Annotated in this window: 15 protein-coding genes; 6 read left to right on the top strand and 9 right to left on the bottom strand. The window is 62.6% G+C overall.

Features of this window, described 5'->3' with window-relative positions; all coding sequences use genetic code 11:
• Positions 1-293 precede the first annotated feature (293 nt).
• A complete protein-coding gene (locus tag EJB06_RS00075; protein ID WP_126071969.1) occupies positions 294-1,208 on the bottom strand; it encodes a M48 family metallopeptidase in 915 nt (304 codons plus the stop codon).
• Positions 1,209-1,530: 322 nt separating this feature from the next.
• Here EJB06_RS00075 and EJB06_RS00070 point away from each other — a divergent pair, with 322 nt between their 5' ends.
• Both EJB06_RS00070 and bcaP read left to right on the top strand, forming a co-directional pair.
• Entirely contained in the window at positions 1,531-2,889 is a 1,359-nt protein-coding gene (locus EJB06_RS00070; protein ID WP_126071968.1) for a DUF4214 domain-containing protein, read from the top strand.
• A 240-nt stretch (positions 2,890-3,129) separates the two neighbouring features.
• On the top strand, positions 3,130-4,527 hold the full coding sequence (gene bcaP, locus EJB06_RS00065; protein ID WP_126071967.1) for a branched-chain amino acid transporter BcaP: 1,398 nt from the start codon (positions 3,130-3,132) through the stop codon (positions 4,525-4,527).
• A 269-nt stretch (positions 4,528-4,796) separates the two neighbouring features.
• Here the strand turns inward: bcaP and EJB06_RS00060 are convergent, their stop codons facing one another.
• Complete coding sequence (locus tag EJB06_RS00060) at positions 4,797-5,255, bottom strand: acyl-CoA thioesterase (protein WP_229426856.1); 459 nt, start codon at positions 5,253-5,255, stop codon at positions 4,797-4,799.
• Positions 5,256-5,349: 94 nt separating this feature from the next.
• Between EJB06_RS00060 and EJB06_RS00055 the strand changes: the two genes are divergently transcribed.
• Positions 5,350-6,468, top strand: coding sequence for a hypothetical protein (locus EJB06_RS00055; RefSeq protein ID WP_126071966.1), 1,119 nt, complete (start codon positions 5,350-5,352; stop codon positions 6,466-6,468).
• A gap of 521 nt (positions 6,469-6,989) precedes the next feature.
• Positions 6,990-8,054, top strand: coding sequence for a phosphate ABC transporter substrate-binding protein PstS (gene pstS, locus EJB06_RS00050; RefSeq protein WP_126071965.1), 1,065 nt, complete (start codon positions 6,990-6,992; stop codon positions 8,052-8,054).
• Here pstS and uraH read toward each other — a convergent pair whose 3' ends face one another.
• Entirely contained in the window at positions 8,055-8,459 is a 405-nt protein-coding gene (uraH, locus tag EJB06_RS00045) for a hydroxyisourate hydrolase (protein WP_126071964.1), read from the bottom strand.
• Positions 8,460-8,480: 21 nt separating this feature from the next.
• Complete coding sequence (locus EJB06_RS00040; protein ID WP_126071963.1) at positions 8,481-8,972, bottom strand: GlcG/HbpS family heme-binding protein; 492 nt, start codon at positions 8,970-8,972, stop codon at positions 8,481-8,483.
• A gap of 137 nt (positions 8,973-9,109) precedes the next feature.
• Between EJB06_RS00040 and EJB06_RS00035 the strand changes: the two genes are divergently transcribed.
• Together EJB06_RS00035 and EJB06_RS00030 are read left to right on the top strand one after the other, a co-directional pair.
• Positions 9,110-9,781: a heavy metal response regulator transcription factor gene (locus EJB06_RS00035; protein ID WP_126071962.1), complete on the top strand. Its 672-nt coding sequence runs from the start codon at positions 9,110-9,112 to the stop codon at positions 9,779-9,781.
• Positions 9,781-11,130: a heavy metal sensor histidine kinase gene (locus EJB06_RS00030; protein ID WP_126071961.1), complete on the top strand. Its 1,350-nt coding sequence runs from the start codon at positions 9,781-9,783 to the stop codon at positions 11,128-11,130. The genes EJB06_RS00035 and EJB06_RS00030 overlap by 1 nt, the downstream gene beginning before the upstream one ends.
• Before the next feature lie 35 nt (positions 11,131-11,165).
• Here the strand turns inward: EJB06_RS00030 and EJB06_RS00025 are convergent, their stop codons facing one another.
• From EJB06_RS00025 to EJB06_RS00005, 5 genes are all read right to left on the bottom strand, one after another.
• On the bottom strand, positions 11,166-13,265 hold the full coding sequence (locus tag EJB06_RS00025; protein WP_126071960.1) for a peptidase domain-containing ABC transporter: 2,100 nt from the start codon (positions 13,263-13,265) through the stop codon (positions 11,166-11,168).
• A gap of 32 nt (positions 13,266-13,297) precedes the next feature.
• A complete protein-coding gene (locus EJB06_RS00020) occupies positions 13,298-13,804 on the bottom strand; it encodes a hypothetical protein (protein ID WP_126071959.1) in 507 nt (168 codons plus the stop codon).
• A gap of 161 nt (positions 13,805-13,965) precedes the next feature.
• Positions 13,966-14,469 (bottom strand): hypothetical protein, encoded by a 504-nt coding sequence (locus EJB06_RS00015; protein ID WP_126071958.1) that lies wholly within the window; start codon positions 14,467-14,469, stop codon positions 13,966-13,968.
• A 106-nt stretch (positions 14,470-14,575) separates the two neighbouring features.
• On the bottom strand, positions 14,576-15,265 hold the full coding sequence (locus tag EJB06_RS32145; RefSeq protein ID WP_198420730.1) for a tlde1 domain-containing protein: 690 nt from the start codon (positions 15,263-15,265) through the stop codon (positions 14,576-14,578).
• A gap of 4 nt (positions 15,266-15,269) precedes the next feature.
• Positions 15,270-15,888, bottom strand: a 619-nt coding sequence (locus EJB06_RS00005) for a beta-barrel domain-containing protein (RefSeq protein ID WP_126071957.1), incomplete at its 5' end; no start/stop codon positions are given.

The following is a 15,888-nucleotide window of genomic DNA, read 5'->3' as shown; positions in this document are numbered from 1 at the left end:
AGACCGCGGGTGTTTGGGCAAGCGGCCCAGGCAGCATGCCGGCGTCGCCCTGGCGGCCGGCCAGCCGGATGGTCGATTCGCGCCGCGACATGGGCAGGCGCACCTCAGCGGCAGCCACCTGTCGCCCTGCGAACAGGAAAAGCGATCCCGACATGAACAGGGAAATGAAAAGGGCCCGCGACGGGGCCCAGGAACGTGCGCACGCGCATGCAATCGAAGCGGACGGCAGCGGCGTGACGGCGCCGGCACGCGCTTGCACGGGGCCGTGCCCGGGCAAGCGCGCGAGGCCAGCCTTACTGGGCTTTGGCCGCTTCCTTGCGTTTGGCCGCCTTCTTGCGTTTGCCCGCTTCAGGACGCTTTGCAGCTTCCGGGGCTTTGGCCGCGTCGGCGCCGGCGGCGGCTTCAGGGCGCGCTGCCGCTTCGTACAGCGGCAGCACGCGCGGCTGCATCGCGGTCAGCGAGGCGATCCGGGTGGCATCGGCCGGGTGGGTCGACAGGAATTCCGGCCCGCCGGCGCCGCCCGATTCGGCCGCCATCTTTTCCCACACCGACATCGCCGCGCGCGGATTGTAACCGGCGCGTGCGGCCAGTTCCAGGCCCATGGTGTCGGCTTCCGATTCGTGCTGGCGCGAGTTCGGCAGGGTAAACAGATAGTGCGACGCTTCGCTGGCCACGGCCACTTCCAGGCCCTTGGCCGGCGCCAGCACGCTGGCGATGGCGGTCAGGCCGCCGGCGGCCTTGGCCTGCGACATGCGCTCGCGCCCGTGCTCGCGCAAGGCGTGCGCGATCTCGTGGCCCATGACCATCGCGATTTCATCGTCCGTCAACTTGAGCTTGCGAATCAGGCCCGTATAAAAGGTAATCTTGCCGCCCGGTGCGCAGGTGGCGTTGAGCACCGGCGCGTCGATCAGCGCCAGCTCCCATTTCCAGTCCTTGGCATCTTCGCGGAACACCGGCACCTGGACCTGCAATGCCTTGGCGATGCGCGCCACGCGATTGTATTCGGCGCCGCTGGTGAGCAGACGGCCAGCGCTTTTCGCCTTCTGGTTCTGGTTGCTGAAATCGGTGAGCGCCATCGCGTCCACTTCCGAGGCCGGCACGATCAGCAACTGCGAGCGCGTCACGCCGACGGCGCCTGGCTTGGTGCTGGTGGCGCAGCCTGCCAGGGCCGCTACCGCGATCGCTGCGAGGCACAGTTTGGTGTGCATGGTGTTCAACATACTATTACTCCGATTTACATAAAGAATTGCCTATGATAATAGTTTCTTGCACATATGTCATGATTTATATCAATACGCGTGATAAATATTGAATTAGTGTCGTTTTTATCAATGCGGGGATTCGGGTTTCGGTTAAACGATCACGAAATGCGGAGCCGGACACGCGGGCTTACCGCTGCTTACACTTGCTAACAGCCCATTAACAAGAAAGACATATTTCTATCTAGAAATCTTGCACGAGTCGTGGAATACTGAGTCCATGCCACCGACAAAGGCAATCCACCTCCGGACCAACGACAAGGACACCACCATGGCTTATCTCAGTGCTACCGACTTTTCCCCTCTGACAGCCGGGCAGATGGCCCAGGCCCACCCGCTCGTCTTCGGGAAATACACCCCGACCAGCGCCACTTCGCCATGGGACCTGTCGGCGGTCGCCGCCACGTCGGCCCCTTACGCCATTCTCGACGACGTGTACTCGTTCACGGTCGTCGAGAACGCCACCTACGATATTTTCAGTTTCAGCTATTTCGATCCCTACCTGATCACGCTGTACGATAAAAACGGCAAGGCCATCGCGGCCGACCGCGAAAGCGACGGCAACTACGGCACCGACTTCCTGTCTTCCTACGTGGCGACCTATTCCGGCACCATGTACGTGGAAGCGGGATGGCACCAGGGAACGGCCGCCGCCAACCTGACCGCCTCGATCGCGGTGTTCGCCGACCTCGACACCGTACCGAAGGCGTCCAACACGTTCAATGGCGGCGACGGCGCCGACCGCTTCATCGACACCAGGAGCGCCGACCTGGTCAACGGCGGCGGCGGCATCGACACCATGGTGTACGCAGGCAAGCGCACCGATTACGACATCGTCAAGAGCGGCGCCGACCTGCTGGTCTACTCGCTGGTCAGCAAGGATGGCGTGGACAGCCTGCGCAGCGTGGAAAAACTGGCCTTCGCCGACAGCGTGACCGATACCACGCACAGCGACCTGACCCAGGCGCTGTACGTCAGCTACTTCGGCCGCGCGGCCGACACGGGCGGCCTGAAAAGCTTCCAGGCGCGCCTGGGCGAGCTCAAGGCGCCGTCGAGCGCGGCCGAACTGAGCGCCCGCTACAATACCGACAGCGCGGTCAAAACCCTGATCGATTCCTTCGCCACGAGCGCCGAGTCGACCGCCTTGTACTCGGGCGACAACAAGGCCTTCGTCAGGGCCATCTATACCAACCTGCTCAGCCGCGAGCCGGACCAGGGCGGCCTGGAATTCTGGAGCAACGCCCTCAATGCCGGCTCGCTCACGCGCGCCAACGCCTCGCTGTCGATCATGGCCGGGGCCCAGGCCAACACGACAGCGCAGGGCAAGCTCGACGCCCAGTTGATCGGCAACAAGATCAGCGTGGCGTCGAACTTCACCTACGGCCTGGAAACCGAAGGCAAGGTGGGCGCCTACAACGGCCTGGGCGCGGCCGCCGTGGCGCGCGAACTGCTCAAACAGGTCACCTCGGCCACCGACGCCTTCACGTTCCAGACCAAGGTGATGCAGGCGGTCGACTCCCTGCCGACCTCGGCCGGCGGGCTGGCCAGCCCCGGGGATGCGCCGCCGGACGCCCTGCCGATCACCCTGAGCGGCGTGGACAGCCAGCCGGCCGCCTTCCTGTATGCCTGAGTGAGCGTGCCGCGCCTGTGCCGGCCCGTGCCGGCGCAGGCCTTGCCCCATGCCGCCCGGCTCCGGGCGCGCGCCGTCCTCCCCCGCAGTTGTTTTCTTTTCGCCATCTTTTGTCCCGCAACTCGTGAATGCCCGCGCCCGGTACGTTACAATCGCGGGCGCAGTAGTCGACCACCCGGCCGTAAAGACGCTGTCGGCGTGGGATCTTAAAAACATAAGACTTTAAAACGAGACAATTGAATGAGCCTTTTCCGAACCAAAAATCTGGACGCCATGGTGGCGCAAAGCCGCGCCGCCGGCGGGTTGAAGAAAGTGCTGGGACCGATTGACCTGGTCCTGATGGGGATCGGGGCCATCGTCGGCACCGGGATTTTCGTCCTCACCGGCACCGGCGCCGTCACCGCCGGCCCGGCCCTGACCCTGTCCTTCGTGATCGCCGCGATGGCCTGCGGTTTCGCAGCCCTGTGCTACGCCGAATTCGCCTCCACCATTCCCGTGGCCGGCTCGATCTACACCTACAGCTACGCCACCATGGGCGAAATCGTGGCCTGGATGATCGGCTGGGATCTGCTGCTCGAATACGGATTGGCCACCTCGGCCGTGTCGGTCGGCTGGTCCGGCTACTTCCAGTCGCTGATCGGCGGCTTCGGCATCAAGCTGCCGGTCGCGCTCACCGCCGCGCCCGGATCGATTCCCGGCGTCGACACCCTGTTCAACCTGCCGGCCCTGATCATCATGCTGCTGCTGACCACCCTGCTCTCCTTCGGCGTGCGCGAGTCGGCGCGGCTCAATGGCGTGATGGTGGCGATCAAGGTCGGCGTGGTGCTGCTGTTTATCGTGGTCGGCGCGCGCTATGTCGAGCCGTCCAACTGGCAGCCGTTCATGCCGTTCGGGATGAACGGCACCATGAGTGCGGCGGCGCTGGTGTTCTTCGCCTTCATCGGCTTCGATGCGGTGACCTCGGCGGCGGAAGAAGTCAAGCGCCCCGAGCGCGACCTGCCGATCGGCATCATCGGTTCGCTGGTGGTGTGCACCATCCTGTACGTGATCGTCTCGGCCATCATGACCGGTATCGTGCCTTACCAGCAGTTTGCCGGGGTCGACCATCCGGTCTCGCTGGCCCTGCAGTACGCCAAGCAGAACTGGGTTGCCGGTTTCGTCGACCTGGGTGCGATCCTGGGCATGACCACCGTGATCCTGGTGATGACCTACGGCCAGACCCGCGTGATCTTCGCCATGTCGCGCGACGGCTTGCTGCCCAAGCGCCTGGCGACCGTGCATCCGAAATACGGCACGCCTTTCTTCGCCACCTGGATCGTCGGCATCGTGTTCGGCCTGATCGCCGCCGTGGTGCCGCTCGGCGTGCTCGCCGAACTGATCAACATCGGCACCCTGGCCGCCTTCTGCCTGGTATCGGTGGCCGTGATCGTGCTGCGCAAGACCCGTCCGGACCTGCCGCGCGCCTTCCGCTGCCCTGGCGTGCCGGTGGTGCCGGCCCTGGCGATCATCTTCTGCGTGGCGCTGATGACCTTCCTCAGCAAGACCACCTGGATCGCCTTCGGCATCTGGCTGGCGATCGGCCTGGCGGTGTACTTCGCCTATTCGCGCCGCAACTCGGTGCTGAACAACACTAACTAAGGCGCGCCGCGCACGCTTTATCGCAACAACGACAAAGCCCCTGGAAACAGGGGCTTTGTCGTTAACAGGCCAGGCTCCTTGCCCGATGCCGCCGGATCGCATGGTTTCCGACACCGGGCCTCGCAACCGGCTTTCCGGCGCAGGCGGCAATCGAACGCAGGGACGAAGCGGACGAAGCGCATCGGCGCCAAGGACGCCAGCCTCTCAGCGGTCTTGCATATTTGCCATAATTAAATTTGCTGTTACGATACTGCCGGACGCCAGCCGGCTCACTTCTCCGGCAACAGTTTACTCGGAGGCAGCAGCTTGCAGATCGCCGGCGGCAGCGGTACCGATTTTTCCGCAGGAAAATTGACCCAGACAATCTTGGCGCCGCCTTCCGCATGCAGGACGCCCGCGTTGCCGTCGGCGTCGACCATGCGGATCTGGTGCAGCATCTCGAAACTGGAGCGCCCCGGCGGCCCGACGAAGGTGGTGACCTCGATCTCGCCCGGATACTTGAGCTGTTTCAGGAAGGAACAATGGGCATTCACGATCACCGGACCTTCACCGGCCGGATCGGGCGTGCAGGCGATCTCGTCGAACCAGGAAATCCGGGCCTGCTCGATATAGCGGAAGTAGACGGTATTGTTCACATGGCCCATCGCGTCCATGTCGCCCCAGCGGATCGGCATGCGCAGGGTGTGGACCAGGGTCGGCGGGAGAGTGGTAGCAAGTGTGGTAGTCATGGCGCAATCTTATCATCGCTGCCGCCCGGCGTGGCAACACGGCTGACGCCGGCGCGGCACGAAGTTGTTCATCATCTTTGTCAGGATCAAACGCATGGAAAAAGAATCAGTCTCGCTGTACCAGACCAAGGGCTCGACCGACAAGGAATACCATTGCCACCTCGACCCGGTCGAGGGCGGCTGGATGGTGTACGGGCGCAACGGCCGGCGCGGCGCGGCCCTGGCCCACCAGGCCAAGACCGCCACGCCCCTGCCCTACGCGGAAGCGAAGGCGATCTACGACACCCTGGTCAGGAGCAAGCTGAAAGGCGGCTACAGTCCCGACGACGCCGGCGTGCCCTACCAGGGCACCGAGCTGGCATCGGCCTTCACCGGCGTGCTGCCGCAATTGCTCAACCCGATCCCCGAAGAACGCGCCCTCAAGCTGCTGCAGGACGACGCCTGGGTCATGCAGGAAAAGGACGACGGCCACCGGCGCATGGTGTCGGTCAAGGCGCCGGGCGAACTGGTCGGCAGCAAGCGCAACGGCTTTCCGGTACCGCTGCCGCTGGGCGTGGTGGAGGAGCTGTCCAGCCTGCCCGCCGGCACCATCCTCGACGGCGAAGCCCTGCCCGGCCCGCGCCTGAGCATTTTCGATATCCTGGAACTGGGCGGGCGCAAGCTGCACGAGCTCGGCTTCGAGGAACGCCACGCCCTGCTGGCCGGCGCGGTCAAGGCCGGCGCCAGCGTCGCGGTCTCTCCCTTGTATAAAGGCACGGCGGCCAAGACCGAGGCGTTCGAACGGATCCGCCAGCAACGCGGTGAAGGCGTGGTGTTCCGCAAGAAGGATGCCGGCTACGCCCACGGCCGTCCGGCCTCGGGCGGCGACGCCCTCAAGCACGTGTTCTACGAAACCGGCACCTTCCTTGTCGAGCAGGTCGCCAAGGGCAAGCGCAGCGTGCACCTGGCGGTGTTCGACGCCAGCGGCGCCAAGGTCGACATGGGCAAGGTCACCATCTCGTCGAACTTCGAGATTCCGCCGGTGGGCGCCCTGGTCGACGTGCGCTACCTGTATGCGCATCCCGATGGCAAGCTGCATATTTCCACCTACAAGGGCGAGCGCGACGACCTCGACATCTCGGCCTGCAGCGCCGCCCGCCTCAAATACAAGGCCGACGCCGCCATGGAAGAAGGCGAAGGCGAGGATGAAGACAGCGACGCGGCCGCCGCCTGACGCGCGCCCTTGCTCCCTCGCGCTCCCCAGCGCCGGCCACCGCCCCCTGCGGTGGCTTTTTTTTGTCCTGCGCCGCCTTGGCTGGCGCGCGTACGCCATTACCCTTTGGACAAGGAAGTATGCGCCTAGAATGGCAATCCTGACAAGGTTGCGTATTGACACAATTTGGCGTGCGCAAGACGATGCTTTATAATGTCGCTAAGAGCGCGCAATGTCGAGCATCTCCTCTAAAAGCGCCGGCACTCACCTTTTTCGATTTATTTCCATGTAGAATTGTTTGTTGTAAAAAGATATGTAGCGATATGCCGCCGGCCAGCGCGCCGGCGGCAATGCAAGCGTGCTTGCGCCGGCCAGCTGCAACGCCGCGCGACACGCCTGCCACCTTCCCGCGCCAAGCCCGGCTTGGCCTGAAAAGACGACGATCCCGCGCTCACGTTTCCCCTTCGCCCACGGTCCAGGCCATGGCGGCGGGGACGCGCGTACGCCCACCAGAACGACCTACCGAATACGGACCTACCGCCATGTTTACCAATAATAAAATCCTGTTTGCCATCCTCGTCGCGGCCTCGCCCGCCCTGTACGCGCAGACCTCGCTGACCGGCGCCGGCTCCTCGGCCGCCGAAATCCTGTACACCTCGATGGCCGCCGCCTACAGCAAGTCGTCCAACGTGAGCCTGAACTACCAGTCCAGCAGTTCCACCGAAGGCTTGCAGCAGGTCAAGAGCCGCAAGGTCGACTTCGGCGCCACCGACGTCGCCCTGTCGGCCGACGAACGCAAGGCCGGCAAGCTGCTGTGCTTTCCGACCGCCGTGTCGGGCATCGTACCGGTGGTCAACCTGCCTGGCGTCGCCAGCGGACAGCTGAAGTTGACGGGCGAGCTGCTGGCCGACATCTTCAGCCGCAAGATCACGAAATGGAACGACCCGAAGGTGCAGGCGCTCAATCCGGGACTGGCCCTGCCGGCACTGGCGATCAGCGCCGTGACGCGCCAGGACGGCTCCGGCACCACCTTCAACTTTACCGACTACCTGAGCAAGAGCAGTGCGGAATGGAAAGCCGCTTACGGCAGCAGCTACAGCGTCAAGTGGGCTGCCGGCACCACCCCGGTGAAAGGCAGCGCCGGCGTGGTGGCCGCGCTCAGGCAGACCCCAGGCGCGATCGCCTATGTGGACTATCAGTATGTGACGAAGAACAAGCTCAGTTTCGCCAGCCTGAAAAACCGCGACGGCAAGTTCGTCGCGCCGAGCGGCGCCGGTTTCTCGTCGGCGATGAACAACAGCGGCTGGACCAGCAAGGGCGCGTATGAAGAAATGCTGACCGACAAACCTGGCGTCGCCAGCTGGCCGATCACCGCCAGCACCTTCGCCATCGTTCCGCTGATTACCAGCAGCCCGGACAGCGCCGTCGCCGCCATCAGGTTTTTCACCTGGGGCTTCGTGCATGGCGATGACGCTGTCGGCAACACCGCCTTCGTGCGCCTGCCGGACAATGTGCAGGGCCGCATTTTCGGCGAACTGACCACCATCACCGACAGCGCCGGCAAGCCGCTCAAGTGGTCGCTCAGCGATACGCTGAACCTGCGCTGATCAATTGCCCCGGTAGGTCGAGAAGCCGAAGGGGCTGATCAGCAGTGGAATATGGTAATGCGCAAGCTTGCCATCGACCACGAACACGACCGGCACTTCGGGAAAGAAGCTGTCGGTCTTCCTGGCGGCAAACCAGGCGCCGGTCTTGAAGGTCACCCGGTACACGCCCTTGTCGAAGCGTTCCCCTTCGGGAAACAGCGCGCGAATCCGCCCATCGGCATCGGTTGCGCCCGCGCCCAGCGCGACCCACTGCTTGCCCGCCTGTTTTTCGAGCGTCACCTCGACCTGGGCCGACGGCAAGCCATCCTGCAAATTGAGCACGTGCACGCTGAGCGGGTTGGCGGCGGCGGCCAGCTGGGCCATGCCGGACAGGATGGCTGCGGCGGCGAGCGATGTGACATTCATTGTAAGACTCCTTCAGTTCAATTAAAAAGACAGCTTCGATGCCAGCGCATCGATGGCGCGCGCGGCGCAGGACTCGTCCATGGCCGCGCCGCCGGCACCGGCCACGCCGATGCCGCCGATCGCCTCGTTCCCCGACATGATCGGCAAGCCGCCGCCCAGCAACAGCAATTCCGGCAAGGTGGTCAGGTTGGCCGTGTCCGGCTGGGTGCGCGCCCGTTCGGCCAGCACCCGGGTCGGCGTCCTGGCCGACAGCGCCGTGTACGCCTTGCGTTGCGCGGCCAGGGTGTTGTGCGGTCCGACGCCATCGGCGCGCTTGAGCGCCACCAGGTTGCCGCCGCGGTCGACGACGGCCACCGCCGCCCCGCGCCCCTGGGCCTGGCAGGCGGCCAGGGTGGCGTCGACCAGCTCGCCGGCCAGGGCAAGCGATAGCTCGGGCCGCAGCAGCGGCGCAGCGGCCGCGCCGCCGGCGGCCAGCAGCAGCGGGAACATCATTGAAACGGGGCGCAAGGCCATGGAATTCCCTCGGGTTGACAGCAAAGACGCCATGCTAAAGCCCCGACGCCAACGCCACGATGACGGCGGCATGACAAATCTGTCATCCACGAGCGCGCCGGGCTGGGGCATAATCACCCGGTGATCGGGAGCTCGGCATGCGAATTTTGTTGGTGGAAGATGAAAGCAAGACGGCGGACTACCTGCGCAAGGGGCTGGGCGAGTCCGGCTACATGGTGTCGGTCGCGCGCGACGGCAACGACGGCCGCCACCTGATCGAGGAAGAGGAATTCGACCTGATCGTCCTCGACGTCATGCTGCCCGGCCTGGACGGCTGGCAATTGCTGAAGATCGTGCGCCAGCGCGGCGCCACCCCGGTGCTGTTCCTGACCGCGCGCGACGCCGTCGAAGACCGGGTCAAGGGGCTCGAACTGGGCGCCGACGATTACCTGGTCAAGCCCTTCTCCTACGCCGAGCTGCTGGCGCGCGTGCGCACCCTGCTGCGGCGCGGGCCGCCGCGCGAGCTCGACACACTGCAGGTGGCCGACCTGCACCTCGACCTGCTGCGCCGCAAGGTGAGCCGCAACGGCGAGCGCATCCTGCTTACCAACAAGGAATTCGCCCTGCTGCACCTGCTGCTCAGCCGCCAGGGCGAAGCGCTCTCGCGCAGCTTCATCGCCTCGCAGGTGTGGCAGATGAATTTCGACAGCGACACCAACGTGGTCGACGTCGCCATCCGCCGCCTGCGCGCCAAGGTCGACGACCCCTGGCCGGTGAAACTGATCCACACCCTGCGCGGCACCGGCTACATGCTGGAAGCGCCGCCCTGATGCGCTCGCTGAGCCTGCGCCTGGCGCTGCAGTTCGCGCTGGCGGGCGCCGTGCTGACCGGCGCCATGGGCCTGTACCTGTACCAGGCGCTGGCGCGCGAACTGGCCGTGCGCGACGACCAGGCCCTGGCCGGCCGGGTCGAACGGATGGGCGCGCTCATCGACGACAGCGCCAGCATCGACGCCCTGCAACGCCGGCCCCAGTTGTACGGGAACATGATGGGCAACCGCGACAGCATGCTGTGGATCGTCGACGACCAGGGCAGCGCGCGCATCACGGTCAATCCCACGCCGCTGGCGGTGCCGCATCTGCCGGGCCGCGCCGAGATCCAGTTCGCCGACGTGGACGGAGCGGCGCCGGCGCGCCTGGCCTGGCGCCGCCTCGAACACCGTGGCGCCGGCCTGACCCTGGTGGCCGGCAAACTGCTGGCCGAGCGCGAGCAGATGATGGCGTCCTACCGGGGCAAGCTGCTGCTGGCCCTGGCCGCCAGCGCCCTGCTGATGTTCGCGCTCGGCTGGCAGGTCAGCCGCCAGGGGCTGGCGCCGGTGCGGCGCCTGGCCGCGCGCGCGGCCGCCATCGACAGCCGCCACCTGCACCTGCGCCTGGGCGGCCGCGAGGACGTCAGCGAACTGGCCGAACTGAGCGCGGCGCTGGACGGCATGCTGACACGGCTGGAACACGGCTTCGCGCAGTTGTCGCGCTTTTCCGAAGACCTGGCGCACGAACTGCGCACCCCGCTCAACAACCTGATGGGCCACACCCAGCAGACCCTTTCGCGCGGGCGCGGCGTGCAGGAATACGAAGAACTGCTGGCCTCCAACCAGGAAGAATACGAGCGGCTGGCGCGCATGATCGACAGCATGCTGTTCCTGGCCCGCAACGAGCAGCCGGACGCGGCGGTACGGCGCAGCGCGGTGCCGCTGGCCCCGCTGCTGGCGCAGTTGTGCGAGTATTTCGAGGGCATGGCCGAGGAGCGCCAGATGCGCTTCGCGATCCGCGTGGAGGGCAGCGTGCAGGCCGATCCCGACCTGCTGCGGCGCGCGCTGGCCAACCTGCTGGCCAATGCCCTGCGCTACGGCGAGGCCGGCAGCACGGTCGGCATCGCCAGCGCGGCCGTGGACGGCATGCTGGAAGTGAGCGTGCATAACCCCGGCCCGGCCATCGGCGCCGAACATCTGCCGCATCTGTTCGAACGCTTTTACCGCGCGGACGCCTCGCGCAGCGGGCAAGGCGACACCGGCGGGCTGGGACTGGCCATCGTGCAATCGATCATGCAACTGCACGGCGGCAGCGCCCGCGTCGACAGCGGAGTCGGCGGCAACCGTTTCACGCTGCGCTTCCCGATCTGATGGATTCGAACTGGCTGAAGACGCACAGCTTGCGTTCACCGCTTATCCGGCGGATATTGTTGACGCGGCCGGTCGAAACACACTCGCCCTTCGCCGTCCAGGCAAATGATACGATCCGCACTATCAATCGTTTCGCGACGATGAGCAACCACGATGCGGGTTATCTCCAATGACTTGAGCGCTGCGTTGATGCGAGCTTCACACTGGGCGTCCAGGTGTGAGGTAGCCTCGTCGAGCAGAAGGACTTTCGGCATCCGGTACAGGGCTCGCGCAAGGAGCAGACGTTGTTTCTGACCGCCCGACAGTGCCCCTCCCATGTCACCGATACAGGTATCGGCGCCCATCGGCATCCGGCGAATCTCTTCATCGATTGCTGCACGCTGCAAGGACTGCCAAACCAAGGACAGGTCGATCTGTTCGCTAAAGAATGCGACATTCTCCGCGATCGTGCCGGAGACCAGCTCGTCGTCTTGCATTACCGTTCCGAAGGCTCTCCGGACCGTTCGGGAGCCCCATGCCTTCACCGAACGCCCATCGAGTATGACTTCACCGGCTGTGGGTGCATACAACCCGCAGATGATCTTCAGAAGCGTCGATTTCCCGGCTCCCGAAGGACCGACAATGGCCACGAATTCGCCTCGATCGATACGGATCGAAATTCCACGCAGAACATAGGGATCTTGTGGCGCATAGGCGAAAACAATTCCGCAAAGCTCGACAACCCCGTCGATCCTGCCATCGCCAGGGGACGGCGCATCGACTCCCTCCTCACGCTCGACCAGGACCACGTCGGCCAAGCGGTGTGAATACATATCGGTCAGGCGCCACTGAACTACTTGTTCGAAAAAAGCGCTGGAACGTGCCATGAACTGTCCTTCGTACGCCATGAATGCGTACAACAGGCCGACCGACATGCTGCCGTCGATTATGCCGCGCGCGCCATTGAAGACGATGAAAACCATGATTATCGCGCTCACCAAACCGAGCGCGCTGGTGAAAACCTGATTGCTCACGTTTTGGCGCTGATCGCACCTGATGCACTCGGCCAGTTTATTCGCCCAAGCGCTCTCGCGTGCCTGCTCTGCCCCCATTACCTTGATCGTCTGGATCGCCCGGATGGTCTCGATCCGCTTGCCGTTCTCGGCAATATGCGCTAGCAGGGCCTGCACCCCGAGCCGGATGGCGAGGGGAAGTCCCACGAGGCGGATCCCCACATACACCGCCAGCCCGGCAAGTCCCAGCCACGCCAGATTCGGCGCAAGCGCGAACATCATGGCCAGCGTGGTTAGCGCCAACAATCCGTCGACAGTAGTGACGACAAGCCCTCCCGATATCAATGTTCTGACCGGACCGATGGCATCGAAACGTGACAGCACATCCGCCAGCTTTCGCCTCTGAAACCATGGCAGAGGAAGTCGTATGAGATGACGTAACAAGCGCACACTCATATCCCAATTCATCAGCGCGCTCAATTGGAATGACACGAGCGCCCTCAACAGTTCGGCAACGATGTTAAACACAGCGAACAGGGCGAATCCGGTGGCCAGCGCGACCAACAATGCCTGATCCCCCTTTAGCGCGGCCTGATCCACTGCGAGTTGAATGTAGAATGGACTAGCCACAACATAGGCCTGCAAAAGCAGCGACAGTAAAAAGATCTGTGCCAGGGCGCGATAGCTGACCCGATCGAACCTGAACCATGACCATAAGCTCAATGGACTGCTCACACGGCGTTTTTTGAACTGCGGGGCTGTGGCCAGCTCGAGCGCCACGCCGGTAAAATAGCGGCTCGTTTCCTTCATCGACAACACGCGCGCGCCACGCGCCGGATCGACGATGCATATCCTGCCTCGCTTGATACGCCTGAGTACCACGTAGTGCTGCATGCCCCAATGAAGAATGGCAGGTAGTCGTAATTTTTTAAGCTCATCCATTTCGCAACGAACCGCACGCGCCGTCAAATTTACCGTGGCCGCGAGGTCGATCATCTGAGCCATCGTCATTCCGCGCGCTGAGGCGGGATAAGCACGGCGCAAAATATTCAGGTCGGTCGGCGCACCGAATTCCTTCAGGACGATCGCTATGCAGATTAATCCGCATTCTGCCGCCTCGGATTGATAAAAATAATCCATCATTGGTCTGCGAGTGCCAGGCAAGCCCTACGGAATTATTCATATTTCGGAGGGCTGGGATTGTCGTCGAACAGCCATCCGACATCCATACTCGGAGACAGCACAGTGCGGGTGGCGGTCCCATTCTTGACCACCCACTCGGCAAAATACGAACGACCGCCATTGCCGAACCTTCCTCGGAATTCGCAGTTGCGGCGATCGTAACAAAAACCGGAAATCCTGCTTATTCCACCGTTGCGAAGGGCCACACGCGCATTGAACATGCCGGATGCTTGCAATCGATACGTCATGCCTTCCACACTGACGCTGATCGACTCGATCTCGTCGGTCGGCAACGATGTCGTTCCCAGCGCCGGAACGTTGTCGACAAAGCACATTCGCGCATTCACACATCCGCGAACATGGTGTTCCGACACGCTGAACGGGCGATCTACCACTGTAACAACTATTTCCCCTGGCAACGTGCGGCGATAGGTATCCGCAATCGCGAACGGCATGACCGGCACCAGCATCGCCATGAGCGTAAAACAACTGAATTTCATTGTTGGCCTCCGCAGGACTTACACACGCGCGCTACCGGAAGAAGCGCGCGCTGAACTAACATGGTGATTCTCGTTTCAACTGACTGTATCCAGCGGACATAGCAATCGGGTGCCGTCATGCACAGCGGATCCGGCACATCCGGGCGGCTCGCCTTTTTGCGCTACTTTTCCTTCGGCGGACTGGGATGTTCGGCAAATAGCCCGGATATGTCTATGCTGGCCGACAATACCGTACGTATCGGTACTCCGCCGCTGATCAACCATTCGACCGCATATGCGCCACCCGCTTCGGAAAACCTGGCACGGAAAGCGCAGTTGAAGCTGTCGCTGCAAAATCCCGCGAATCGCTCGATTCCACCAGAACGCGGGTCCAATCCCGGATCGAACATACGGTCGGATGGGAGCACGTAGTGTCGACCGCCTACATTCACCGTAATCGACTTGATCTCGGTGGTCGGCAAACCGATTGTCGAAAGCGGAGGGACATTATCGATAAGACAGGTATCGGCCTGCCCGCAATCCTTGATGCTATGCAAGGATCGATCGAAAGGCCCATCCACGACGGTAACCCGTATTCCACCAGGAAGGGTTCGCTTGTAGATTTCCGCGTGGGCATCAGCACCAAGCAACAACACCACGGACCATATCCATATCTTCAAGTTCATCGCCGCCCCCATCAATCATCCCAGCGGGACATGAAGCTTGCAATGCCGGCCGCTGGGTTCGCTGACATCGCACGGGCACGCCTCGCCAGGTTCGGTCACAATCGTCTTACCGCACGACTCTTATCTCTTTCACGTTGCTGTTGACGATGCCGTCCCTCATATCACGGGGCAGAATTATGCAACCTTCAGAGGCGGTGCCAAGGCCGTTATCACCATGGATCAGAAAATCGGAACGGCCGTGCATGTCATTTTCTGCCGATGGCCTCAATGCAATTGAACTCGGGCCTTTATGATTGGTCACATCACCAATCATGTACCTTCCTTCAGGAAGCGGACCGCCGTTACGAATATGGTCCGCGTCCGGATTGTTTTTGTAGAGCGGAGTGCCGGCATATCCGGCATTTTCCCTTCCAAATTGGTATGACATGCCGTCCTTTCCTACCAGCATCAGGTTGCCCGAACTTTGATGATATTCGAAGAAATAATCGCCTTGAGGTATTGCCTCGGGCGCAATCGGTGCATACCTGCCAACACCGCCTCCAGCGCGGTCGGTGCCAGAAAAACCATCGGAAAAATTGTCGTTCCAATTATCGTAGTTTCCGTAATCCCCAAAATAGTCGTTGGAATCAGAAAACCACTCGATCGTGTCGCCGTAATCGGCGGCATAATCGATTTCCGTATACACCTGCAGCTGGTCGCCTGAGTCCCGGTCATATTCCATTGTCCTGTGCTCTGCCCATTTTTGCATGATGCCACCGGCAACAAGGCACAGTTCACTTCTGCTTAATTCACGCATGATGTCACCCGTCTGAGTTAATTGATGAAGTCAGAAAAGAAGCGTCATCCTTCCCTGAACGCCGCTTGATGGCATGAAGAGGGTCAAGTAGCCAGTCGAGCAGACTGCGCTCTTCCAACACAAGATCGGCGCTCACGCGCATTCCCGGTGCCAGCGGCCATTGCTTGCCGTAGGCGGACAAGCTGTCGCGCTCCAACGCGACCCGGATTTTGTAGAGCTGTTCATTCATTTCCGTGGGGATGGGCAATTCATTCGGTAAGACCGGCGCACTCGACACAAAGCGTACCTGTCCTTCGCCAACGCCAAATATCTGGTAGGGAAACGCGTCAAACATCACCTTGACTTTGGCCCCGTTCCTGACCATACCAATCGCACGGGACGGCGCCCACAGTTCAATTTCGAGCGCGCTGCGAATGCCATTGCCATGCTCGGGCACGATGACCGCAAGCGTCTGGTTAAGAGACACCGGCGTACCGTTTTTGACTTGCAAAGCCGATACCACGCCGTCGCGAGGCGACGTTGGATTGTCGGCATAAGTGGCCTCGGCGTTAAGGCGCTTCTCCTCTTCCTTGACAGCAATCTGAGCTGTGCTGTGGTCTAATTTGCCCGGACACCTCAATAGG

Origin of the sequence: Massilia atriviolacea, assembly GCF_003953935.1 — a bacterium.
GTDB lineage: Bacteria > Pseudomonadota > Gammaproteobacteria > Burkholderiales > Burkholderiaceae_D > Telluria_A > Telluria_A atriviolacea.
The sequence above is the reverse complement of the archived record's forward strand: the minus strand, read 5'-3'. Positions and strand labels throughout refer to the sequence as shown.